This window comes from Cylindrospermum stagnale PCC 7417 (assembly GCF_000317535.1).
In the GTDB taxonomy this organism is placed as follows: domain Bacteria; phylum Cyanobacteriota; class Cyanobacteriia; order Cyanobacteriales; family Nostocaceae; genus Cylindrospermum; species Cylindrospermum stagnale.
Window position 1 is genome coordinate 2,267,512 of the sequence record NC_019757.1, and the last position, 25,617, is coordinate 2,293,128.

Annotated in this window: 16 protein-coding genes and 2 pseudogenes; 14 read left to right on the forward strand and 4 right to left on the reverse strand. The window is 43.9% G+C overall.

Annotated elements, in window-relative coordinates; genetic code table 11:
- The first annotated feature begins 2 nt into the window (after positions 1-2).
- The 8 genes from CYLST_RS09195 to CYLST_RS09235 all read left to right on the forward strand — a co-directional run bounded on the left by CYLST_RS09195 (position 3) and on the right by CYLST_RS09235 (position 14,690).
- Entirely contained in the window at positions 3-1,052 is a 1,050-nt protein-coding gene (locus CYLST_RS09195) for a phage tail protein (RefSeq protein WP_015207440.1), read from the forward strand.
- Positions 1,053-1,091: 39 nt separating this feature from the next.
- Positions 1,092-2,342, forward strand: a complete 1,251-nt coding sequence (locus CYLST_RS09200; protein ID WP_015207441.1) for a DUF4159 domain-containing protein — start codon at positions 1,092-1,094, stop codon at positions 2,340-2,342.
- A gap of 49 nt (positions 2,343-2,391) precedes the next feature.
- A complete protein-coding gene (locus CYLST_RS09205; RefSeq protein ID WP_015207442.1) occupies positions 2,392-4,566 on the forward strand; it encodes a WD40 repeat domain-containing protein in 2,175 nt (724 codons plus the stop codon).
- Between the two features lie 229 nt (positions 4,567-4,795).
- Positions 4,796-7,597 carry a hypothetical protein gene (locus CYLST_RS09210; RefSeq protein ID WP_245587482.1) on the forward strand — a complete coding sequence of 934 codons (2,802 nt, stop codon included), beginning with the start codon at positions 4,796-4,798 and terminating at the stop codon, positions 7,595-7,597.
- Between the two features lie 199 nt (positions 7,598-7,796).
- A complete protein-coding gene (locus tag CYLST_RS09215) occupies positions 7,797-10,226 on the forward strand; it encodes a CHAT domain-containing protein (protein WP_015207444.1) in 2,430 nt (809 codons plus the stop codon).
- A 392-nt stretch (positions 10,227-10,618) separates the two neighbouring features.
- Entirely contained in the window at positions 10,619-12,388 is a 1,770-nt protein-coding gene (locus CYLST_RS09225; RefSeq protein ID WP_015207445.1) for a ShlB/FhaC/HecB family hemolysin secretion/activation protein, read from the forward strand.
- A gap of 610 nt (positions 12,389-12,998) precedes the next feature.
- Entirely contained in the window at positions 12,999-14,300 is a 1,302-nt protein-coding gene (locus CYLST_RS09230) for a S8 family peptidase (protein ID WP_015207446.1), read from the forward strand.
- A 150-nt stretch (positions 14,301-14,450) separates the two neighbouring features.
- Positions 14,451-14,690, forward strand: a complete 240-nt coding sequence (locus CYLST_RS09235) for a hypothetical protein (RefSeq protein ID WP_015207447.1) — start codon at positions 14,451-14,453, stop codon at positions 14,688-14,690.
- 12 nt (positions 14,691-14,702) lie between these two features.
- On the opposite strand, the gene CYLST_RS09240 is transcribed toward CYLST_RS09235, so the two are convergent.
- Positions 14,703-16,472, reverse strand: coding sequence for an SWIM zinc finger family protein (locus CYLST_RS09240; protein ID WP_015207448.1), 1,770 nt, complete (start codon positions 16,470-16,472; stop codon positions 14,703-14,705).
- 287 nt (positions 16,473-16,759) lie between these two features.
- Here CYLST_RS09240 and CYLST_RS36755 point away from each other — a divergent pair.
- The 6 genes and pseudogenes from CYLST_RS36755 to CYLST_RS09265 all read left to right on the forward strand — a co-directional run.
- Positions 16,760-16,900: pseudogene (locus CYLST_RS36755) on the forward strand (zinc ribbon domain-containing protein); the annotation flags it as partial.
- Between the two features lie 247 nt (positions 16,901-17,147).
- Complete coding sequence (gene lpdA, locus CYLST_RS09245) at positions 17,148-18,578, forward strand: dihydrolipoyl dehydrogenase (protein ID WP_015207449.1); 1,431 nt, start codon at positions 17,148-17,150, stop codon at positions 18,576-18,578.
- Positions 18,579-18,698: 120 nt separating this feature from the next.
- Positions 18,699-19,598 (forward strand): indole-3-glycerol phosphate synthase TrpC, encoded by a 900-nt coding sequence (trpC, locus tag CYLST_RS09250; protein WP_015207450.1) that lies wholly within the window; start codon positions 18,699-18,701, stop codon positions 19,596-19,598.
- Positions 19,599-19,705: 107 nt separating this feature from the next.
- Entirely contained in the window at positions 19,706-19,957 is a 252-nt protein-coding gene (locus CYLST_RS09255; RefSeq protein WP_015207451.1) for a DUF5340 domain-containing protein, read from the forward strand.
- 470 nt (positions 19,958-20,427) lie between these two features.
- Positions 20,428-21,582 (forward strand): pyridoxal-phosphate-dependent aminotransferase family protein, encoded by a 1,155-nt coding sequence (locus CYLST_RS09260; protein ID WP_015207452.1) that lies wholly within the window; start codon positions 20,428-20,430, stop codon positions 21,580-21,582.
- A 335-nt stretch (positions 21,583-21,917) separates the two neighbouring features.
- Positions 21,918-23,033 (forward strand): annotated as a pseudogene (locus CYLST_RS09265) (Rieske 2Fe-2S domain-containing protein); the annotation flags it as partial.
- A 334-nt stretch (positions 23,034-23,367) separates the two neighbouring features.
- Here the strand turns inward: CYLST_RS09265 and CYLST_RS09270 are convergent.
- The 3 genes from CYLST_RS09270 to nblR form a co-directional block, all read right to left on the reverse strand.
- Positions 23,368-23,595 (reverse strand): DUF2949 domain-containing protein, encoded by a 228-nt coding sequence (locus CYLST_RS09270; RefSeq protein WP_041233035.1) that lies wholly within the window; start codon positions 23,593-23,595, stop codon positions 23,368-23,370.
- 490 nt (positions 23,596-24,085) lie between these two features.
- Entirely contained in the window at positions 24,086-24,616 is a 531-nt protein-coding gene (locus CYLST_RS09275; RefSeq protein WP_015207455.1) for a DUF192 domain-containing protein, read from the reverse strand.
- 175 nt (positions 24,617-24,791) lie between these two features.
- The gene (gene nblR, locus CYLST_RS09280; protein WP_041233036.1) at positions 24,792-25,478 is read right to left on the reverse strand and encodes a response regulator transcription factor NblR; all 687 of its coding nucleotides are present in this window, start codon (positions 25,476-25,478) and stop codon (positions 24,792-24,794) included.
- Between the last annotated feature and the right edge of the window lie 139 nt (positions 25,479-25,617).

Below are 25,617 nucleotides of genomic sequence, written 5' to 3' on the forward strand. Positions count from 1 at the left end.
TTATGGCTAGTCAAACCCTACACCTTAAACTCACGCCGATGCAAATACCGGACGCGGTGCAGCCGTCAGCAGTCAGTACAGGTGCAGCCGATTCTCAGCGTTCAGCACTCAGCACTCAGCACTCAGTCATATCTGGGTGTGACGTGGTGGTTTACCCCAGAGAACCTAGTGAAATAGTTTTGCAGCTAGAAAACCTGGGAAGTCGAAATCTGCGATTAAATGTCCAAATTGAGGGCAATTTTCCCTCTGATTGGTATCGCATCGGCATGGAAGGTTATGATCTGGCACCGCGATCGCGAATGGATGTCGCCCTCTACTTCCAAATTCCAGTTGATTTCTTTGAAAATCAAGGGTCTTTGCCCCCAGGTCAGTCATTGGTACTAGATTATAACTGCCGCCTGCTTGTCTACCACGTAGAAGAAAATGGCGGCAGGTTATTAATTGAAACAGCCGGCTTAAATCTGTATATTCGTCCCCGCAGCTTATATCTGGATTTTTTGCCCAGCCTCTATCGAGAAGTAGACTTTATTGGTCGCTTCTTGAAAATTTTCGAGCAGGCTTTTGAACCAGCAGTTCATACCCTAGATAACCTCTGGGCTTACCTAGACCCGATAACTGCACCTCAATCAATGCTGCCTTTTCTGGCTTACTGGGTAGCTTGGCCAATGGACAGTCGTTGGACTGTAGAACGGCAACGCTATCTGATTCGTTCAGCTGTTGAGCTTTACCGCTGGCGGGGAACGCGCCGGGGTTTACGGCTATACATCCATCTTTATACAAACTTAAATCTAGACGAACATCTACCCTCAGAAGCTCATAAGCACATTGGCATTGAAGAAATCAGCGGTCAAGGCTTTGTTCTCGGCGACACAAGGATAGGTGAAGATGCCATGATTGGCGGTGGACGTCCCTATCATTTTATTGTCCGCCTGCGCCCTGACTACCCAAACCAGGTAGATGAACAATTAGTCCGCCACATTATTGATCAAGAAAAACCTGCTTTCTGCACCTATGAACTTTATATAGAAGCACCATTAGTCGATAGTCAATAGTTGTGTTGTTTTTTTTGAATTTTTAAGTTTGAATTAATTATGTTTCCAGCACCACAGATTAAACCTTTAGAGCGCTTGCAAATTCAAGATGGTTTGTTGATTAATGCCGAACGTTGGCTGCGATCGCACAATTACCACCGTCAGCGCCAAAATATTCATTATCAGTCCCTTAACCAGCCGGGAATCGTTTACGGTTTGGGTGTAAGTTTAATTCCCGCACCAAAAGATATCCCCTCACAATACAACGATCAACGATGGTTGCAAATCCAGCCAGGGATAGCAATTGATTTAGTTGGCAACCCGATTATCGTTCCCCAAGCGATAGACTTCCACTTGGCAGCTGACATTACCGAAGAAAAACCGCGTCTGATTTACATAGTGGTGAGTTATGTAGAGCCAGACAACCTGCAACGTAAACAAGTACAAGAGTTTGAACCAGAAACCTTTCGGATTTATGAAAACACATTTCCACCCAATGCAATGGAGGTGGAATTGTGTCGGATTTTGCTGCAACCGGGATTAGTCTCCTTAGAAAATCCCAAAGATGTGTTTTTCCCCGAACTGAATACTTTAGACTTCCGTTATCGGCAAATTGCGCGATCGCGACCCAGCACCATTGTTCGCGCGGCCCATCTCCAAACCACCCAAGCAGAAGAGCCAAACAGTTTTGCCAATCTCTCTTACCTAATTCAATCCGTAGGCAGCCTTAGCCACAATTTCCAGGGAGAAGAGCAAATTGATCAAATAGCCTTTCCCCTCAAAGATCCCACTATCGCCATTAACTACGACCTGTTATTCACCACAGGTCGTCAGCCAATATCTCTTGACCCACAAGAACTCACAAACCTCAAAAGCTATTTAGACGCTGGCGGAGTTTTATTGGTAGAATCCCCCACCGATGCTGTAGACCGGCTAGAAAGCATCGTCGATATCACCGAACGATTAGAAACTCCTTTAGAGGATTTGCGAAAGCTAGACCGCAATTACCCAATGCGGCAGCAGCCATTTTTGTTCGCTGCCCTCCCCATCTTGAACCAAAAGCCAATTCAAATATTAATTGCAGGCGGCATTGTCTTAGTTATCGGTGACTTATCAGCCGCTTGGGGACTAGATCACAACCTTTCTCTACCACGAGAGACAATTCGCTCGGCACAGGAACTAGGAATTAACATTCTACATTTTGCTTGGTCTAGGCGACACATGACCCAGTTGCGCCAGCAGCAGATTTCAGCAAAACCACCCACCAAACCGGACGCTTTAAAAAGTGTCTTAAATAAGTTAGATCTTTAAGTCAAACCAAATACCTACCACTCACAAAGGAAGCACTCAGCACTCAGCTATGGCCGTCAAACTGATCAATGCCAATATTTCCACACAAGTACTCACATTTAAACCAGGTAGTTCACCAGCCTCTTTTGAAGTGGCTGTTGTGAATGAGAGCAATCAATTTGCTTCTTTTCAATTGGATATCATAGCGGCAGGTAGTAGCGAGAATCTGGGTGCTAACTGGTACAATATTTCCCCTGCCGTGAGTGCGAAAATCCCACCCGGAGACAGCACAAAGTTTTCGATCACGATTATTGATACACCTGTTGCTGGTTTCGTCGGCAAAATGAACCTGATAGTCCGCATCTTATCGCTGGAACTGCGAGATGAGGACAGACAATTGCTGCGATTGGTAATAGAGCCAGGAATCGGGTCTGTACCCATGCAGATTGATTTACCTGTGCGAGAATTTACGACTCAACCAGAAGCACTCATTGAAATACCAGTCCGTGTCTTCAATCCCAGTCAAATTTCTGCTGATGTCTCACTTCGCTTGATTGGGGAGGCATCGAAGTGGCTGCTAGATGGCGAACGACGGTTACGTGTTGCTTCCGGTGCTCAGGTAGAAACAACTTTTTTCTGTCAACTACCAGTTCCACAAGAAACCATTAACAAGCCATATCCTTTCATAATTGAAGCTACACATACTAATGGTTCCTCATCTCGTAGTCCAGAAGGGGTAATTAAAATACTGCCAGCGGGATTTATCGATTTCCGCTGCTTTCCAGAAAAACAGCAGATTCCTGCATCTCGTCCCTGGTTACCTCAGTTGCGGACTAACTCGGCAACTTACCAAGTTGAGTATCAGAATGCTAGCAATTTAACTCGGCAGATGCGCGTTGATGTCAGAAAAGCCGACGAGGAACAGTCGAAATGTTTTCTGGATATTCAGCCAGAAATGGTAGACCTGAATCCAGGTGAGATGAAACAATTGCAGATATTGGTGAGCAAGCGTCGTTCCTGGTTTGGTCTAGCTCAAAAACTCTCATTTATCGTCCAGGCGATAGCACCAGATCAGCGGATTAATATCACCAATGAAAAGCATCTCATCAAACTCACTATCCATCCTGTATTGCATCCCTGGCTACAGTTACTGCTAGGAATTCTACTGGCATTTCTCCTCTGGCAATTGTCGTGGCTCAACCCCGATAACCCATTTTTTGGACATCAGCGTTCTGTCACTTCTGTGCAACTGAATGGCGTGGGTGATAAAGCTGTGAGTGGCTCTCAAGACCAAAGCATCATCAGATGGAATACTCGCGGCTTTAGCAATCCATTGGTCAATCAACATGATGCAACTCTGGCAAAAAATATCAGTAAATCTGTGCGTGTTGTCCGCTATAAACCTGTAGATAATGATGTAGTGGCAGCGGGTTTAGAAAATGGAGAAATCCAACTTTGGGACGTAATTTCTCCTAGCAAAAAGCCTAAAGCTACTTTTTCTTTGAATAAAGATGACCGTGTTTTTGATTTAAAGTTTAGCCCAAGTTCTCAATATCTATTCAGCGGTCACGGCAGCGGTTTAGTTTTGCAATGGAATATTAATGATGCTCTGTTAACTAGCGCTACCAGTGCAAATGAATCTGTAAAGTTTAATCGGCCTGAAAAAATTAAGAAATTTAATTTTGCTATTTATAGTTTGGCACTGGTGGGAAAAGAAAGGGAAAATTTGGTGATTGGACAGAGGTACAACAACTTAGAAGTATGGAATTGGCAGAAAGATAAAACTTTTAAAATGCCCTACAAGCCGGCAGGTAGTCAAGAAGATTATATTTTTAGTTTGGCTAGTCCTGAATACAAACCCAATCTGTTGGCAACAGCCGATAACCAAGGGCGAATTACTTTATGGGATATGCAACCATGCCTAGAAAATAAAGGTGAGTGTACAGTTATTGATCAATGGATTGATGGCCACGGCGGTAAGGCTGTGCGTTCGGTTGCTATCAGTGGTGATGGTTGCTATTTGGTAAGTGGGGGTGATGATGGTCGGGTGATATTATGGCCCTTGACCAAAGAAGGTAAGCGTGCATTACCTACAGGTAAACCAGTACGTTCTACGGCATATAAATTTAATAGTGTTGATATCAAAATAGTTAAAAAAAGGATTTTAGTGCTAAGTGGAGATGATCGGAAGAAAGTGAGCTTAGATTTTATGGAAACAGACAGAAAATCCCAGTGTATTCAATAGTGATTGAGGCTAGTTTTAAGTTAATAGAATCTGAGATCAACAAGTTTTGCAGAAGTTAAAGTAAATTGGATTTGAGTTGATGAATAATTGAAAAAACCTGTCAGAACTTTTAGCTAAATAGTGGGTCAAATACTGAGTTTTAGAAAGGAAAAAATCATTTCGACTCAAAACTAATTACACCTTTGCTTTCTCAACACTATAAAACTCAGCACTACATGGGGGAATAAGCGTGACTACAGATTCAAGAATCACAGATTCAAAACCAGGTTTGAGTATGGCAGAGGTGCTGACACTGCCGACTCAACAACGCAAAATAGTTCAGTGGATCATGAAGCGATCGCCTGAGGGAGTAACTCTCGCCCAAGCGGCGGCTCAAATAGACCAAGAGGAACAAGCTACCCTGGCTTTGTTGGATGAGTTAATTGATCAAGGTTTTGTCCAACAAATCTTAGCAGATGGCGAGGTCAACTACCGGATTAACCTAGCTGCAAAACGTGGTATTCAGCAACAGAACCTGCAACAAACCCTGGCCCCAGGCAGTCCCCTAGCGATAATTTTTAATCCCTCTGGGGATATCCCTGTCAAGGCAGGTGCTAATTTTGAAATTTATGTCACGGTGACCAATAAAGGCGCCCAGAGTGCATTAATTGATGTTTTTATCGATGAATTATCCTATCAGTTGATTGAATGGTGTAAGGCACCCCATCAACGGTTAGCCTTAGGGCCAAACTCGATCAGTGAAGTTTTATTTGAATTTGAAGTGCCTTTAGAGGCAATTCCGCAAACATATAACTATTTAATAGTCGTTGATGCGCCGTCCCATTACCCAGAAGATACGCCGATTCGCCATAATGCGCGAATTCAGGTGATGCCGGCGATTGAAACCGTTGTTCGGGTTAGTGATCCGACATTTACGGTTTTACCACCCACAAGTTCGCGATCGCCAGCCCAAATTCCACCAGGAGGCATTCTTCAAGTTAATGTCAATGTCCACAACCGTTCCGACAGAGTAGACCGATTTCGCCTGAGTTGTCTAGATTTGGAAGCCAGTTGGTTTACTGTGCGCTATCCAGAAGGTATGGATCTGGTGGGACTGGTGACGCCAAATATCGGTTTGGATCTCAACCCTGGTGAAAAAGGGGAAATTATACTGCTGATTAACCCGCCAATCGGGGCTTATGCCAGCCTTTACTATCCCAGCATCCGCTTACACTGCGCCAACGATCCAGACCTGGTGCTGTTAGATGTGGTGTATCTAGAGATCCTGCCATTCTATCTGCTGAATGTTGAACTGCTGACAGTTGTGGGTAGAGTCAGACGCCTACATGGTGTGTATGAAGTCAAGTTGACTAATTCGGGAAACACTGTGCGGGAAGTTGTTTGTATCCCCGTGACTGCTGATGAAGACAAAATCTGTACTTATGAAGTTTCTCCCCCTGTACTGCGCTTATTACCAGGAGAAAGAACTAATTCGCGAGTCACAGTTACTCCTACTCGGTGGTGGCGGCGGCCGATTTTAGGGGCGGGGAGGTTGCTGAATTTTCGGATTGAAATCGAAGATAAACAGCAATTACCACTGCCGAATACTACCTTTACAGGCACTTTAATCTGGGAACCTCGCCCTTGGTGGCAGTTTTTGCTGGTATTGTTGACGGTTTTAGGAACTGTCGCCGCGATCGCCTTTCTGATTTGGTGGTTGTGGCGATCGCCAGCATCACCCAGAATCAGCAACTTTAACTCGGACGACTCCTTATATCAACAAGCCAATGGCGACTTTATTCGTCTTAATTGGCAAATCCGCAACCCCAGGCAATTGCAAAGTTTGACCCTCACCAGTTCATCGGCCAACGGCAGTGCTGCGGTGCAACCAAGAGTTTATAACTTCAACGGTAGAGTTCCCGATGAACTCCAACAATTCTGTCAAATCGCCACACTCCTCACCTGTTCAAATGTGCCTACAGATGCCTACAAAGCTGGCGATTACGTTTTTGAACTCAAAGCATTTGCCAAAAACAGGCCAGAAGCAGCAGCGGATGTGATCAAAACGACTACTATCACAATTGCCCCTGTCCCACCGCCACAAATTCTCGATTTTTCATCGGCACAACCCATCTACCAAGAAGCACCAGCCAAGAAAAAAGCCACTATAAAATCAATTAGCCCAGATACAATTCGCTTGAATTGGCGAATTAGTGACTTAGGCAAAATCAAAGAACTGCGGGTAATTGGGCGATCACCCGATGGAGTAGTTAATAGCGAACTCCAAACTTATAACCTCAATCAAGGCGTTCCTAAAGAACTGGCAGCTTTTTGTTCTCAAGATCCAGATAAACTAAATTGTCGCAATGTACCTACCAATAATCGTGGGGCTGGCGACTACATCTTTGAATTGCAATTATTCGCAAAAACTGCTGCTGATAAACCAACAGCATCTCAAAAAACAGATGTAATTAAAGTTCAACCCCTGCCTAGCCAAATTGTAGAATTCAAAATAGATGGCAAAAACCCATTACCTAAATATTCGATTCTCATCAACCAGCTTAAACCGATCAAATCGATCAATTTATCCTGGAAAGTAGAAGGTAGTAGCAATCTTAAAGTTGAGTTGCTACCTGCACCGGGAAATGTCACCCAAACAGGCACTATAGCTTACCCAATTAGTGACCAACCTAGTAGCGAAACAATCACCCTACAAGTAACCAGTGCTACTGGCGAAAAAATCAGTCGGGCGGTGACTATCGAAACTGTTCTTCCGCCTACACCTGCTGAAACACCGGGCTTAACGGTACCGCCAAACGCTAATGGGGTGAAGCCAACAAACGATCTGCCGGCAATTCCGCCGACATTGGGCCAAGCTGGATCACCCGCTGGTGGTGGGGCAAATTCTCCAAATGGTTCTCCCCCAAATGGTTCTCCCACAAATGCTTCTCCCCCTACAGATTCGCCTGCTGCTACTCCTAGCCCTAATTCACCTGCACTTTCTGAACCAGGAACACTTTCACCTTTGGAACTACCACCTGGATTTGATTAAAAACATTCCATACAAGTTAGTCGGGTGGGCCTAATCTACCTGAAATCCAATACGGTTTAGTTAAAGCTTAACTCATTGTAAAAGTCAATTTGTTTAACGTAGACGCGGAGCGGCGTGCCGCAGGCTACCGCAAAGGACGCAAAGGAAGAGAAGGAAGAAAAGCCTCACTGAACTGTATTGACCTAAAGTCAAATATTTTATGATTAGTTTAAATATGTCTACTCTCAAGAATCAAAAATTAAAATCTTATATTGTATCGGTTACTTTTTGTTTGGTTACGGTGGCTTTGACTTTACCTTCATTGCTAGCTGCACCAATACCTAATCAAACTTTGCCAGCGCTTCAATATCGGGCTGAATTATTGCTAAATCTGGGAAGTAGGCAATTAACTAATGGACAATTCTCGGCGGCTTTAGCATCTTTACGCGAGTCGCTGCAAATTTATCAAGAAATTGGCGATCGCGCAGGTGAAGCCAATACTCTTTTTAAAATAGGCGAAACTCACTTCACTCTCGGCCAATATCAACAGGCGATTTCTCTCTATCGACAAAGCTTGTACATGGTGAGGGAGTTGGATGATCGAACAAGTGAAGCCAAGATTTTAGATCGTCTCGGTAATGGTTACTTAAATATCGGTGAGGAAAAACTAGCGAAGGAATTTAGAGAACAAGCAGCAGTACTCAGAAAGGAAATTGGCAATCCGGTAGGGGAAGCTGCGTTTTTGGGGAATGCTGGTTTGAATCTTGAGGTGGAGGGAGAAGACGAAAAGGCAATTGCTTTTTATCAACAACAGCTAGCTATCGCCCAAAAAAATCGTGATCTTCTTCTCCAGGTTGATGCTTTCAAAAATCTCGCCGTGGTTTCCCGCAAATTGGGGCAATATCCTCAGGCGATTAGTTTTTATCAGCAAGAGTTGTCACTGGCACGCAAGTTAGGCGATAACTCTAGGGAAGGTATCATTTTACAAGAGTTAGCCGCAACTTACGCAGTCCAAGGAGATGCCAATCAGGCCGTTGCTTTTTATCAACAACAGCTAGCACTAGCATCAAAATCTCCTGACAAAGTTAACCAAACTTATTTAATTAAACAGTTAGGACGTGCTTATTCAGCTTCAGCACAGCATGAAAAAGCGATCGCACTTTATCAACAGCAATTGACAACCGCCAAAGCGGCGAAAGATACCTTTGCAGAAGGAACGGCTTTAAATAACTTGGCATTTGCTCTCTTTAAATCCGGGAAAACTGCTGATGCTGAAACGACTTTGAATGAAAATATTAAAGTTTGGCAAAATCTGCGTTCTAACTTGGGTATTACAGATAATTACGCCGCTGAACAAGCTAACACATACCAATTACTGCAACAAGTCCTCATCAGCCAAAAGCAGCCGGAATCAGCTTTAGAAATAGCTGAACAAGGCAGAACGATGGCATTTTTAAATTTGCTAGGAATGCGCTTGGCTTCTGAATCAGCAGGAACTGGTTTAAAAGTTGCGCCTAAGCAAATTGCGCCACCAACAATTAAACAAATCCAAGAAATTGCTAAACAGCAAAAAGCCACTCTGATTAAATATGCAATTATTCCCGATGATGGGGTTTATGTATGGGTGATTCAGCCTACAGGTAAAGTCACATTTCGCCAAATTAACCCCAAGTTAGAAAATACAATTTCCCCGATTAACTCCCTGACAGATGTTATTGCTAGTATTCCCACATTTTTGGGTGCGAAAACTCAAGGCATTCAGCCACAAAAAGATGCTAAACCATTACTCCAACTAAATCAGCTATTAATTAAACCAATTGCCGACCTGTTGCCAGAAAATCCCAAAGAACGGATTATTTTTATTCTTCAAGATGAATTATTACTAATTCCCTTTCCAGCTTTGGTTGATATCTACGGCAAATATTTGATTGAAAAACACACAATTTCCACTGTACCAGCAATTCAGATTCTCAATTTAACTAAAGAAAAAAGAAATAAAACTGGTGGTAGTAAAGTGATTGTGGTTGGTAATCCGATCATGCCCAAAATTTCCCAGGCAATTGGTGCAACGCCGCAGCCTTTACCACCACTGGTAAATTCTGAAAAGGAAGCTTTAGTAATTGCTGATTTCTTCAAAACTACGGCTTTAATTGGTAATCAGGCGACAAAAACTGCTATTTTGCCTTTGTTGCCCAAAGCGAAAACAATTCATTTAGCAACTTATGGCTTATTAGACGATGTTAACCGAAAAGGTATACCGGGTGCGATCGCCCTCTCTAGTGCTGGTGAAGACGATGGAATCCTTACTAGCAGTGACATCCTTAACTTATACACCCAACCCAAAGGAAAGCGTTTACGCGCTGGGCTAGTCGTTCTCAGCGCAGGCGAGACTGGTAATGGTAAAAGTACCGGCGCGGGGGTGTTGGGTTTATCTTTAGCTTTGATTAGTGCTGGCATTCCAAGTATAATCATTTCTCAATGGACTGTTCCCGATGCGCCAACAGACTTATTTATGACTGAATTTTATCGCCAGTTAAAGCAAAACCCTGATAAAGCCCAAGCTTTACGAAACGCAATGTTAGCAACAATGAAACAAAATCCAAATCCTAAATATTGGGCAGGATTTAATTTAATTGGTGAAGCAAGATAAATAGGTAATGGGTAATGGGTAATAGGTAATGGGTAAGCAGAGGTGTAGATTTATGTGTAGGTCGTTGCTTCAAAAAGCCAACAGCAATCCTATAGCAAATTCAAATCATTTGTGAAAATATCTTTTTCCTAATTTTCTCTGTGTCCTCTGCGCCCTTCGGGTTCGCCAGTCGCTCATGGGGAGCCACTGCGTTGGGCGGCTCCGCCGACTTGTTAGCGAAGCTCCTCTGAAAGAGGCAGCATGTGGCGTGGAAACCCCCAAGACCGCGCTGGCTCACCTCTGCGGTTAGTAAAAAAAAGAATTTTTCTAAATCAGATAGGACTGTTATAGCAACCAATTTGCATTGAGAACGCAAAATAATATGAATTATATAAATTTTACTTTTAAAACCAATGACTGAGCAATTTTCAAAATTAGATTGTTTGCTAAAAAACCATCACCGCCCACAGGGAGTAAACCAAATCTTGCCTCTGTTTACCTATCTATTAATATCTACTTCATGTCTGTTTGCTGTTGCCTTGCCAACACTAGCACAAGCGCCAAACCCACAAGGAGATAGCAATCAAAATCGCTTTCCCCAACCGGTATTCATCCCAGCACCCCTAGCACCAGAACAACCACCACTGCAACCAACTCCTACCCCAGAACGCCCACCCGCAAATGATTCTCGGATTATTCAGGTAGAGAAAATTCAGGTAACAGGCAGTACATTTTTTAAATCAGAAGCACTGAATGCCATCACTAAGACAGTAGAAGGGCGTTCTGTCACCTTGGATGAACTCACCAAAGTGGCAGATGCTATTACTCAACTTTACCTTGACCGGGGTTTTATCACTTCTAGAGCGGTTTTAGTAGACCAAACAATTACCAATGGAATTGTGAAAATTCAGGTGATTGAAGGCAGTTTAGAAAAAATTGAAATCGAAGGTACCCGCAGATTAAATCCTAATTATGTGCGATCGCGCATTGCCTTGGGTGCTGGTAAGCCTCTAGCTACGGGTAAACTAGAAGATCAGTTAAGGTTATTACGGGCTGACCCCCTACTATCGAATGTAGAAGCTAGCTTGCGTCCTGGCAGTAGTTTTGGTCAAAGTATTCTCGTGGTTCGCGTCGTCGAGGCTAACCCATTTAGTGGCACATTAAGTATTGATAACTATTCTCCACCTAGCGTTGGTTCTGAAAGATTGGGTGTCAGTGCTGCCCAACGCAACCTTACAGGTTTGGGTGATGAATTGGCGATATCTTATTATCGCACAACTCAAGGAGGCTCAAGTATTTACGATTTCAGTTATCGAGTGCCGCTAAATGCGATGAATGGCACTTTACAACTGAGAACCTCAATTAATAATAATGAAGTTATTGATCCAGCTTTTAAGCAGTTTGGGATTAGTGGTGAGTCTCAGCTATATGAAGTTAGTTATCGACAACCACTGATGCGATCGCCTCGTGAAGAATTTTCCCTCTCTCTTGGCTTTGCTGTCCAAAACGGTCAAACCTTTACCTTTGCTGGGCCGACACCCTTCGGATTTGGCCCTGATGCTGAAGGTAACAGTCGGACTCGCGTGATTAAATTTGGACAAGATTATGTCCGTCGGGATGCTAACGGGGCTTGGGGATTGCGATCGCTATTTAGTTTGGGAACAGGCGTATTTGACGCCACCATCAACTCTAACCCCGTTCCTGATGGTCGCTTTTTTAGCTGGTTAGCGCAAGTCCAGCGAGTACAACGCCTAAATAAAGATCATCTATTAATCGCCCAAGCAGACATCCAACTCACACCCAATGCTTTGTTACCTTCCCAGCAGTTTGTTCTTGGTGGTGGTCAATCTCTACGTGGTTTTCGCCAAAATGTCCGTGCTGGTGACAACGGCTTCAAATTTAGTCTCGAAGACCGGATGACATTACAAAGAGACGCTTCCGGAAATCCAGTTCTACAAATTGCACCCTTTTTTGATATGGGATACATCTGGAATCAGAGTGATAACCCCAACAGTTTACAAAGACAAAAGTTTTTAGCTGGTTTGGGAATGGGATTACTATATCAACCAATACCAAAACTTAACCTCCGGCTAGATTATGGTTTACCCTTGGTTGATTTGGATGACCGGGGTACAAATGCACAGGATGATGGTTTTTACTTTAGTGCTAACTATAGCCTTTGAGAGTTGAATTTGTTCAACTTTGGATATTTTTGATTTTGCCGCAAAAAGGTCAATTTATCCCCACATCAGCGGGTCAACATTCCAAATTAACATTTTAGGACTTACGCAACGTACAAAATTACTACTTTAGAAATACGCCATTTGAAGGCTGCTGCTATTATTTGTTGTTGATTTATTTAGCCGGGATAAGATGTCAGAGCGCTTGCTAGCCAATGTTCTGGCAGTCATCACAATATCTATAAACAAGTTTATACCTCAGGAAAGAGGTTCGATTGCTTCTAGTCCGCAAAAATTGATTTAAATTAGAAATAGAAAGTTCACATTATGCTGGAATCACAACATAATGTAACTGAACTAAGAGCTTAAAAAAAAGTGCATATAACGGGAAGGTTGATAGTCAGAAAAATTCCCCAACGTCGTCTCTATACAGCCAGAATTCAAGATTAAAATTTGAGTTGAAACTCCTTGATTTATGATGGCAAAAATTCCTGGTTATGGACTTTGAATAGCTATGGCAATTCGGTTTCTGATGGGGTTAATTAACAGATTGCAGATTTGACAACACCTTTGCAGCTAAATAAACCGCTAGAGGACTAGAGGAGAAAAAAATATGGTAAGCTCGATCCCAGCAATTACTGAGCCAGAGACCACAGGAAAGTATTTAGTATTGTTCCGTGAACAGGCACTCGATTCTGGAATCAGCGCTCTGCGCGACCAGACTGGAATTAAAAGTGTCGCTAGATCTACCGATTTCGAGAAAAGTAGCGTTACCGCAGAACAGTTAGCACAAACAGATCTTGTAGCGTTTGACAATCTAGGCGTTGCTGTTTGTTCTCTCGACCCAGAACAGTGGCAGTCACTCTATGCAGCGAGTGATGAAAGTAGCCCAATTGCTGTGATTGAACGGGAAAGAGTCGTCTACGCTGCACCCGTAATAGAGGTGGATACAGGGTACATTGCAGGATACCGAGATGGTGTCAATAACGCCCTAGAGAAACTTCAAGAACAAGCTAATGGTGCTCAAAAAATTCGGCCCTTACTCGGTATACAGATAAGTAACGAAGTATCTGCGACATGGGGACTGCAAGCCACAAATGTAGTGAATTCCAGATTTAGTGGACGTGGTATTAAGGTTGCGGTTCTCGATACAGGTTTAGACTTGACTCACCCTGATTTTGTAGGACGCAATATCAACACAAGATCGTTCATACCAAACGAAGAGGTGCAAGATAATCATGGACATGGAACCCACTGTATCGGTACAGCATCTGGTTCCCTCGTCCCTGCCGTCCTCCCTCGTTATGGCATTGGTTACGAAACAGAAATTTTTGCAGGCAAAGTGTTAAACAACCAGGGACGTGGGACTGATGGCGGAATTTTGGCGGGTATTAATTGGGCGATCGCCAATGGCTGCCAAATCGTCTCAATGTCCCTTGGATCGCCTGTATTACCTGGACAGCAGCCATCCGGACTGTTCGAGGTTGTGGCTGATCGTGCCCTGAGGAATGGGACGTTAATTATTGCTGCGGCTGGTAACGAAAGCGATCGTCGTTTAGGGGTAGTTCAACCAGTTGGCCACCCAGCAAACTGTCTATCAATCATGGCTGTAGGTGCCCTCGACTCTGAACTTCAGGTTGCTAGCTTTTCCAATGGCGAACTTAATCCAAATGGTGGTCAGGTCGACATTGCAGCTCCGGGGATCGATGTTTACTCAAGCTATCTGATGCCCACGAGGTACAGAAGGCTGAATGGTACGAGTATGGCTACCCCCCATGTTGCCGGTATAGCTGCTCTTTATGCCGAAGCCACAGGATCTACCGGCCGCGCTCTCTGGAGTTTGCTAACTCAGCACGCTCTCAGACTACCACTTCCGGCGGTGGATGTTGGTGCTGGCCTTGTTCAAGCACCTTAGACGGTCTGTCTGAACTTATTCTTGCCCTGAATCCTCTGCTACAACCATCCTAAATTACCTTGGGATGGTTGGGCATTACATTTTAAGAATGCTAAACTCAGCTTATAGCCATCACGGCTCTACCCGATGAAGTGGTAGGTAATTGTTTTTATGTCAAAGGTTAATTTATCAATTTCGGTTGATGAAAACCACATGAATAAGATTCTGGAAGTTGCCGATAACCTACACTCTGCTGGAATGAATGTTCAACAGGTATTGGACAAACTGGGAATTCTAACTGGTTCATGTGACTTAGACAAAGTAGAAACTCTTTCTAGAGTTGAAGGAGTTTCTCATGTTGAACTTTCGCGGGAATATCAATTAGAGCCGCCAGAATCGGATATTCAATAGGGGAAAGCCAGTTTAATCCATACCCCGTTCTGTGAACAACCCCATTAATTTCCGCTTGCGGCTGTGAATCTCGATCAACTGCGCCCGATAGCTTGACCATTCAGCTTGCGAACCAGATTCCAAATAGGCAGCGCGGGCTTTCTTCAGCCACTCTACTGCTTCATCATAATATTCTGCCTTACCCGCATCCATAATTGACTCGGCACGGCGACGGGCATTAGCAATTACCCAGCGAGGATTGTGGGGGATGGCTGCTTTCATAACTCGGTGGATCAAATCACCATGAATTGAACGGAGTTCAGTGACGATCGCGATCGCATCCTCGATTAACCCCTCATCTAAAAATATATCCACCTTTGCGGCTTCCGTTCCCCAACCTCCAGAGGTGCGGATAATCCTTAACAAATCTGGTTTCACACCGTCCCAATCAACCCCTGCCAAGTCTCTAATCTGTTGGTAAATTGCAAATGAAGGGTCAGCGGCAAAAGCCCCCTTAATAGCTAATAAAGCTGCTGCATTATCTCCCAACTCCTGGGCTAAATCACCTGTCCAAATGCCCAAATCGTACTGACAATTTCCCGGTAAATTTAATCCAGTCTGGGCAATTTCTAACGCCTCGGTGAATGCACCCTGTTCTGCTAAGGTTTTTGCTAAGGTAAAAGCTTCCTCCATTACAGTCATTTGGGTTTTAGCTGCTGCCATCGCTTCCTCAACCTTACCTAAGCGCCCCAACATTGTCAGATATTGCTGAACTTGCCCTTCTGCTTGGGCTAAATTCAGGTATTCCTGATAACGTTCTTGACCTTCAAGAATTTTTAAGCGAATTAGGGCCAAATCGTCAGCGTAATCAGGAACTTCTTCTCTCCAAACTCCCTTGGTGGTGAAATTTCCCAACAGAACCTGCACCAGATCCGGGTCATCCCAATCTTGACGCAGAGCCTCTAAACTCATGGCAAAATCGGCATTCCACTCATCTTGCCATGTTTCTAATTCTACCTGAAGATCAATTTTTTCTTCCTTTGTGAGTGCGGCGGTGAGAATAGCCTCACACCAAGCTGCATTCAATTCTTGGGCAATTTCGTGATTTTCAGCACCGTACTGGGCGACATCATCCCAATTTTCTACACAGGTAGAAGTAATTGCTGCCAAAATAGCGATCGCATGATCACCTTCCCCCCGTTCACTACAATCTACAGCCGTTTGCACCAAACTCAGCAATTCTTCGCTGATTGGGTCTTCCTCACAGCCATCTTCTAAGTCGCGCACCGCATCCCGGATAATCTGGCGTACCTGCTGGCGAAAGGGGGCCGGGTTAACAGTCGGACGGGGTTGTGTGGGTTGTTTTTTGGGAGTGGGATCGATCATCCAACTGACGTGCTGGTCGATCGCCTCAATTAATGGTGGATGTTCTGCTACCAACTCTTGCAGCAGCCTTTGGGTTTGGATATGATCCAGACAATCCAGTAATTGTTCTAGAGAAGGACGTTGCTCAATGAGTTCTGGCTGGCGGACACAAACAAGCATCGTCGCCACAATATGTTGACACCACCCTTCAAAATTGTAGTCACAGGTACAACTTCCTAATTTCAACCCATCGTCAGCCAAATTTAAGCAGACGTGATAGGGTTTAGCTTCGCTACCCTCAACTTCAGAGGAAAGCAAATTACCGCGTTGGGTGACTGTAACAACAGCGCCCCCCTCATAATAAGCCTCACCCCGCTGGAAAGATTTAGTATTGGCATGACGCCGGATGGTAAATTCACTGAAGTTGAGCATAGACATGGAGCGATCGCCTGTATCCTGTGGATGAATTTTTGATTTAGCTTGCGTCTGAAGCTAATCGCTGTCAGAGAGATTTAATGTTTTCCGACGAATAAATTAAAACAACTACATAAACTTTAATATAAGGTTCAAGATTTAAACATCAAAGGTAGACTCAATCATCGTCAATTAGTACGAGCTATTGCTGTTCTAAATGCATATAAATGTACAAGTCAACTAAGTATAAATACAAGTTACATAGCTCTCAAATAGCTATTATTAGTCGGTGGTAGCCCACATCTAAGCGATACTCTAAGTGTAACCACGAGCAAAATTTAACGCTGGCTGATAGAATTTATGAGTGTGAAAACTGTGGTTATTTCCAAAATCGAGATGAAAATGCCGCAGTTAACATGAAAAATGAAGGGTTGAGACTTATAAAACTTTGATTACTTAGCCCGTAACTTGCACAGGCAGTGCGTTGCTCATGTGACCAAAGTTGTCGCAACAGCCGTAATGATCTGTACCTAGATGGTATCGCAGTCGCGACCATGTAAAGGGGAAAGAAATCGCCAAAATTACCTTTTGTCTAGATATATCTAGCTACTGGTAGTTTTGGGTAGATATTTCAAAGCAGTTGCACTTCATTGCTGGTCAAGTTGACAATAGATAGGCGAAGCACACGGGGAAACTAACGTGAGTCCTGGATTTGATTACGATTTAGTGATTATAGGCGCTGGCGTAGGCGGCCATGGCGCAGCTTTACACGCTGTAAGCTGCGGACTGAAAACAGCGATTATTGAAGCAGCAGACATGGGGGGAACCTGTGTTAATCGGGGCTGCATTCCTTCTAAAGCACTGCTGGCGGCATCTGGACGTGTGCGGGAGTTACGCAATGCCCACCACCTCAAGTCGCTAGGAATTCAAGTCGGTAGTGTGGAATTTGATCGCCAAGCGATCGCCAATCATGCAGGCAATCTCGTCTCAAAAATTCAAGGCGACTTAACCAACAGCCTCAAACGTTTGGGAGTCGATATTATCCGGGGTTGGGGGAAAGTAGCTGGGTCCCAAAAAGTCACCATCACTACAGACAACAAAGAAAAAACCATTACAGCCAAAGACATAATCCTTTCACCCGGTTCTGTCCCCTTCGTTCCCCCAGGAATTGAAGTAGACGGCAAAACTGTCTTCACCAGCGACCAAGGTGTAAAGTTGGAATCTCTACCAAACTGGGTAGCAATTATTGGCAGTGGTTACATCGGCTTGGAATTTTCTGATATTTACTCAGCTTTGGGCTGTGAAATCACGATGATTGAAGCCCTAGATCAGTTAATGCCAGGATTTGACCGCGATATTGCCAAACTTGCCGAACGGGTGCTGATTACCTCCCGCGACATCGAAACCAAAGTCGGGATCTACGCCAAACGAATTATTCCCGGTTCACCAGTGGTAATCGAGTTGGCAAATTTCCAAACCAAAGAAGATGTCGAAGTTTTGGAAGTGGATGCTTGCCTAGTCGCCACAGGACGCATCCCCGCTACCCAAAATCTTGGTTTAGATTCTGTGGGCGTAGAACTTGACCGTCGGAATTATATCCCTGTTAACGACAGCATGGCAGTGCTGTCAGCAGGTGAAATCGTACCCCATCTCTGGGCAATTGGCGATGCTAATGGCAAAATGATGCTAGCTCACGCCGCCTCGGCCCAAGGCATCGTTGCCGTAGACAATATCATCGGGCGGGAACGACAAATAGACTATCGCAGCATTCCAGCCGCCGCCTTTACCCACCCAGAAATCAGTTATGTAGGCTTAACAGAAACAGCAGCCAAGGAGTTGGGTTTAGCCGAGGGATTTGAAATTGCCACCAGTAAGAGTTACTTCAAAGGTAATTCCAAGGCCCTGGCAGAAAATGAAGCCGACGGTATAGCTAAGGTAATTTACCGCAAAGACACAGGCGAAGTCTTGGGCGTCCACATTTTTGGACTCCACGCCTCAGACTTAATTCACGAAGCCTCAGCAGCAATTGCCAACCGTCTAGCTGTTCACCACCTCGCCAATTTGGTTCACGCTCACCCGACACTTTCAGAAGTGCTAGACGAAGCTTATAAACGTGCTTTCGCTAGTTAGTCATTAGTCATTAGTCATTTGTCCTTAGTTAATAAAACCCTGACAAATGACTCTTGACTCTTGACTCTTGACTGCTGACTAATGACTAATGACTAATAACTAATAACTAATAACTAAATTATGCAAATCCGTCGTCGTTCGCCGAGCCAAGCTATTGATGTTTCCATATTGCGCTATCAGATTGCCCTGCCAGATTCAGCACCCAGAAATATTTTGGAAGAAATTGTGTGGCAAAAAGAAATAGAAGTTGCCCAAATGCGGGAAAAGCTGCCTTTGCATGAATTACAGAAAAAGTTACCCTCAGCACCACCAACCCGTGATTTTGTGGCGGCTCTACGTCCAGGTAAAACCAAACCAGCGCTGATTGCAGAAGTGAAAAAAGCTTCTCCCAGCAAAGGGATTTTCCGCCCAGATTTTGACCCAGTAGCGATCGCTTTATCCTACCAACAAGGTGGCGCCAGTTGTCTCTCCGTACTGACAGATGTCAAATTCTTTCAAGGTAGCTTTGAAAACTTATCCCTAGTTCGCGCTGCCGTAGATTTGCCCCTACTGTGTAAAGATTTTGTCATCTATCCTTACCAGATGTATTGGGCGCGAATTCATGGTGCAGATGCCGTTTTGTTAATTGCAGCCATCCTCAGCGATCAAGATTTGCAGTACTTCGTCAAAATTGCCAACAAACTAAACATGGCTTCGTTGATTGAAGTCCACAGCTTGGCAGAACTTGACCGAGTATTAGCCTTAGATGGTGTCTCTTTAGTGGGAATCAATAATCGCAACTTAGAAGATTTCTCAGTTGACTTGCAAACTACTTGTCAACTACTCGCCGATAGGAATAAACAGTTGCAAGAACGCAACATTTTAGTAGTTAGTGAGTCAGGACTGCATCACCCAGAAGATATCAATTTAGTAGACAAAGCAGGTGCATCCGCTGTACTTATTGGTGAATCCTTAGTAAAACAACCAGACCCCAGCGTAGGGATTACTAATCTCTTCGGCAAATCTTCTTCCCCTGCTTAAGCCCCGCTATCAGCAATAATTTTTTTCCTGTGTGACAATTCATTTGGCAGGAGATAAACTCTGACTAAGACAAAATCCCCTTTCTTTGAAATCTCTTTCTTAACTTCATGGAGCAAATCCCTTTACCTTCACCTATCCACTACGAACTTATACTTCAACTCTTAGAAAGACAAACCATGTTAGCAGTAGGTCAAAATCCAGATTTACGGCATCAGGTGAATCAGCTAATTATCACCATGCGAAAAGCTGCGGTGCAACAAAAGCGACTAGAAGAAATTTGCCAGGGTTCCTCCATGACAGTTGACCATCGTTGGTCGATTAACCATCACAAGGCAGAAAAAGTCATTACCCCCGATTGATTTTGCACCTTTTTGTCAGGGGTTCAACGGCATCTGCGTTCCCGTGAGTGGCAATCAGCAACTCAACCAACGTTGGCTAAAGTTGCTTTGATTGTTTCATTACTTAGCTAAATATACTGTTTATATAGATAATATTTATACGGATTATCACCGAGCCAGAAATTAGGACTTACCCATCAAAGACGAATCTAGTCGGCAATTCCTGAATCTAGGGGAAATTAAAGTCGTGAAAAATTTATAATTTTATCTGGTGGGGGAAGTTTGCGTCTTCAGATAGTGCCGACAAACACGGATGTTGATACAATTTGCTAACTAATTGTACCTGTGTTCCAATTTGTGAGATTCTAGATAGGCACTTTTTCAGAACTTTAAACAGACTGGTTAATAAATTTGATGTCTGCTACCTACTAGCCTAAATAAAACATCCCCCCGCAATTTTGACTTTTATTTGAAATTAGGACACACATAACATGGACAATAAGCTGATGCTAATGATTCCTGGCCCCACTCCGGTGCCAGAAGCTGCCCTACTGGCATTAGCCAAACACCCGATTGGACACCGCACCAGTGAATTTAGCAACATAATGGCGGAGGTGACAGAAAACCTCAAATGGTTGCACCAAACTCAACATGATGTACAGATGCTGAATGTCAGCGGTACCGGTGCTGTGGAAGCTGGGATAATTAATTTTCTCTCTCCAGGCGATCGCATTTTAGTTGGTTCTAACGGTAAGTTTGGTGAACGCTGGGTAGAAGTTGGTGAAGCCTTTGGTTTGAATGTCGAAACAGTGACGGCTGAATGGGGAAAACCCTTAGACCCAGCGCAGTTCGCCGAAAAACTAGCAGCTGATAAAGATAAGCAAATCAAAGCCGTGATCATCACCCACAGCGAAACCTCAACAGGTGTGATCAATGACCTGGAAGCAATCAACCGCCACGTCAAAGCCCACGGTGAAGCCCTAATAATTGTTGACGCTGTCACTAGCTTGGGTGCGTTTAACGTGCCTGTGGATGCTTGGGGTTTAGATGTCGTCGCCTCTGGTTCCCAAAAAGGCTACATGATACCCCCTGGATTGGGCTTTGTTTCTGTCAGCCCCAAAGCTTGGGAAGCTTACAAAACTGCAAAGTTGCCGAAATATTATCTAGATTTAGGCAAATACCGCAAAGCCACACCAAAAAATACTACCCCCTTTACACCACCAGTCAACTTGATCGTAGCGCTGCACACCACCTTAGGCATGATGAAAGCTGAAGGTTTGGAGTCAATATTTACTCGCCACCAGCGACTTAAGAATGCTACCCGCGCCGGGATTCAAGGGATGAATTTGCCCTTGTTTGCCGCAGATGATGCCGCCAGTCCAGCAATTACCGCTGTCGCACCCCAAGGAATCGAATCAGATAAGATTCGGTCGTTGATGAAAAAACGCTTTGATATTGCCCTCGCCGGCGGTCAAGACCATTTGTCAAACAAGATTTTCCGCATTGGTCACTTGGGTTTTGTGAGCGATCGCGATATCCTAAGCTGCATAGCATCCCTAGAAGTAGTCCTTTTAGAACTTGGCTATGAAGGCTTCACCCCTGGAGGTGGTGTAGCAGCAGCAGCTAGAGTATTGAGTCAGTCCTGAGTATTCTTGACAATCCCCTGCCTGGGTAAGTTTTACTTCGCTCACTTACTCACTCCGAAAGGCAGGGGATTCTAGATTCTTCCTAGTTATTAAGTAGGTGGGCTGAATTAAATATAAAACCACTGTAGGGTGTATTAGTAATAAATAGTAATGCAATTGCGAATAATTACGTAAAAAGTAACACCAACTACACTATCTTCGCTAAACGGTTGGGCGCTAAATCAGTTACAGCACTTCCTCCTGTTATCAGGTACATTTTTCATCACCAAGCCTGTAGGGGCGGGGTTTCCCCGCCCTCGATTGTATTGCATTCGACCGGGAACCGCTGTATTTGCGATCGCCAAGGAATTTGTACTCATATTCCCCAAGCAGAAAATCCAGAACTTGCAAGCAAAAATCAAAAAAATCTGTGCGCTGTAGCACTACCAACTCGTCAGCAACAGGATTTACTTTGGGTTTGGCCAGATGCCAAATCAAGCCAACAAGCTATCGATACACCATTACCTTTGTCATCCCAAGTAGATGCAAGCAAAGGGTTTGTTTGGTCTTCTTTTGTACGGGATTTAGAATATGATTGGCAAACTCTTGTAGAAAATGTGGCAGATCCTAGCCATGTTCCTTTTTCTCATCACCGCGTGCAGGGCGATGTCTAACGACAAGCCGCTTTGCGTCTACGCAAACAAGCAAGACCAATCCCGCTCAAAATTGTGCAATCAACACCTAATTTGATTGAAGCGACTACAGAAGAAGGTTTACAAAGAACAATCACTTTTGAACCACCTTGTCGCTTGGAGTATGCGATTGGTTTAGGCAATGATGGCAAACAAGTGGGGCTTGTCACCTACTGTATACCTGTATCTCCAGGTAAGTCCAGAATTGTCGTTCATTTTACCCGTAACTTTGCCAAAACACTCCATTATTTCACACCCCGTTGGTGGGGTCACCTCAGCGAACGCAATCTGGTTCTCGATGGAGATATGGTTCTTCTACAGCAGCAAGAATATTTTCTCCAACAAACACAATCTACTGAAAGCTGGAAAACTGCCTATCAGCTACCTACAAGTGCAGACCGTTTAGTAATAGAGTTTAGGAATTGGTTTGATCGCTATTGTCACGGACAACTACCTTGGAGCGAAGTTGGAATCAATGTTCCACCAACACGTAATATCAATAGCGATCGCCAACAAATCCTTGATCGCTACAAACAACACACCCAGCATTGTCATAGCTGTCGAGAAGCACTTTTGATTGTGCAACGCTTGCAAGCAGCGCTTTTAATCTACTTTGTGATTACTGTTTGCGCTGTTGCTCTCCTTCCCGATGGATTAAAACTTCGGCTGGGTTTACCCTTAATTGCGATCGCGCTACTAGGTCTAGGAGCTTACGGTTGTCTAAGATTCTGGCTTAGTCCGAGATTTTACTTTGTGGACTATATTCATGCACACAAATAGAGGCAACTTTCAAGCATTTCTGCGCTAGTGTAGGTTCAAATAGTGTAGATATATACATTTGCGTGACCAAATGGCTGATGCTTACTAATTTCCGCGATTAGCCTTGTGAGCTTTATCACAATAGCCCCTCACTTTTCAAACATCCTCTAATAGCTTCTTCAATATTGTAAATTCCTCAAGAATATTAAAAGAGCGAGTAGACTTAACAACTCGCTCTTTTGATTTGAATGAAAATGCGTAGAATCCGCCAGAGTCAGTTTTCTGATCTATCAACCTTTGCAGAAGGTAGAGTCGATTTGACATACCTCAATTCTCCTGAAAGAGCCACTCATAACTATGCCGTCTCCAGCCAATCATAGATTTGTCCTAACTGATCTAGAGTAATCAATCCATACTGCCAAAGAATTATAGCTAAAGAACCTGGATCTTGTTCGCGATGGCGCAGCGCCACGGAAAGGGACGCCGCAGAAATTGCCAAATCTTCCTGCAAAAAATGAATTAGTCGAGAATATCTTGATGGTGCCATTTGTTTCTCACCTCCTTGGGTAGAGTGTATTATCATATATCGGTTCACCCTTTCTCAGTAGTCTGTAGCCAGTATTTTATGTGTCACTGGGCTGGTAGCAAATAAACCGAGCAGTACCTTTGTTGGTTATGCCTCTAAAAAAGCCTTCCCTTAAAGGTTTTGGGCAATAGAAGCTGCCTTCTCTCCTTGTCTGCTCTGATCTTCAAAAGCACATTTTTCTTGTTAAATTAGCTTCATCCCTGTTTACTTTCGATGCCTAATTTAATTACACATTCAGTAACAAAGATTCCATAGCTTATACTCCCCTATCAACGACTATTTACACGTACGCCAAAAGGAGGATTTTTGCAACCAATCTTCAAAACAGCGACTCTACCCTGGAAACAGTAGAGCTTTGTTCTTATGAGGACTAAGGCTAAATACTAGCCTTATAAGTGATTGTTTTACCACAATACGTGATATTTTTATTACAAATAAATCTTTATAGAGATTTTGTCAACTCTTCACAAACTCACCATTCAAGCCTCTAGCTCCGCGAACTGCCGGAGCCTAATAACTCAATTTTGACACTATCGCCGACCTTCAAACCTAATTCGGCAGCACGTCCAGACCGCAATTCAATTACCGTATTGATTGGTACATTGGGCCCATAAGTAGCACAGGGTTCGCTAGCGCAGGGAGGTGCCGAAGCCTGAATATACTTCACTACCCCGTTTTGGAGAAAAACCATATCCAGGGGCACAGGTACATTCTTCATCCAAAAGTTCACCCGTTGTGGAGAAGGGAAGGCAAACAACATTCCTCGGTCATCGGGCAAAGCTGGTCGATACATCAACCCCATTGCTTGTTGTTGCGGTGTTTGTGCCACTTCTAACTGAATTTTTGTCCCGTTGGGAATAGTGGCTGTAGCAGAAATTGGCAACATTTGACCGGCGGCTACTGGTGCTTGAGTTGGCAAGTTCGGTGAGGTGATGGCAGGTTTAGCGGTGGTTGGTGGAGAACAGCCCATGAGCAAAACACTGAGCAATATTGAGAAAAAACTTAACCAACGAAGCATATGATTTTAAATTTTGGAATTTAAACTTCGATTTTAGCCAATCTAAGCACGAAAACCCAGAAATAGGGGATTGTCTAAGAGGTAATTAACTTTTATTACCAATTACCAGCCACATGAACAATTCCACCCCTGTCAGGGGTGGAAGGAGGAAAACTTCTACCATTAACCGTGACTTTTAGCTTTCTCTTAAGACGTAACCTACGCCGCGCACCGTTTGAATCAGGCGCTTTTGACCTTCATCTTCGATTTTCAGGCGCAAGTAGCGAATGTACACTTCAATCACATTCGACTCACCCATAAAGTCGTAACCCCAAACGTTTTCAAGAATTTGTTCGCGGGTTAATACTTCACGGGGATGTTCCATTAAAAACTTTAAGAGTTCAAATTCTTTCATTGTCAAGTCGATTGGCCGTCCGTTGTGTATGGCGCGGCGGGTAGCGATGTCTAAAATCAAATCACCAAAGCGTAATTGCTCAGTGGTATCGATATCGGGTTTTAAGTAGAGGCGAATCAACTTCAAGAAGTCTTCTGAACGGTAAGGCTTGAGGATGTAATCATCAGCCCCTGCTTCTAGACAAGCTACACGGTCATCAACCGTATCCCGTGCCATTAACACCAGCATAGGCTCGCGCATTCCTGTGCTTCGGAGATTTTTGCACAACGAGAGTCCTGATTCTCCTGACAGCATTCGGTCTACAACAATTAAAGCAGGTTGGCGATCGTGGCAATATTGCAAACCGCTTGTCGCATCATGAGCCAAAATCGCATCATAGCCAGCTTCTTGCAAATCGAAAGAAAGCTGATTTGCTAAGTTATCGTCGGTTTCAATCACTAAAACACAGGGACTGTGAGCAACTGTCATATTAATTTGGGCTATTGGATGAGGAATTTTGGGTTGTACAGACGTTCTTGAAAAAGTCTGTACATGAGTTAGAGATGCAATTTCCGAATTTTTCGTAAATGGAGCATTCCTGTTTTTACACCCTGACATGGCTGTTTTA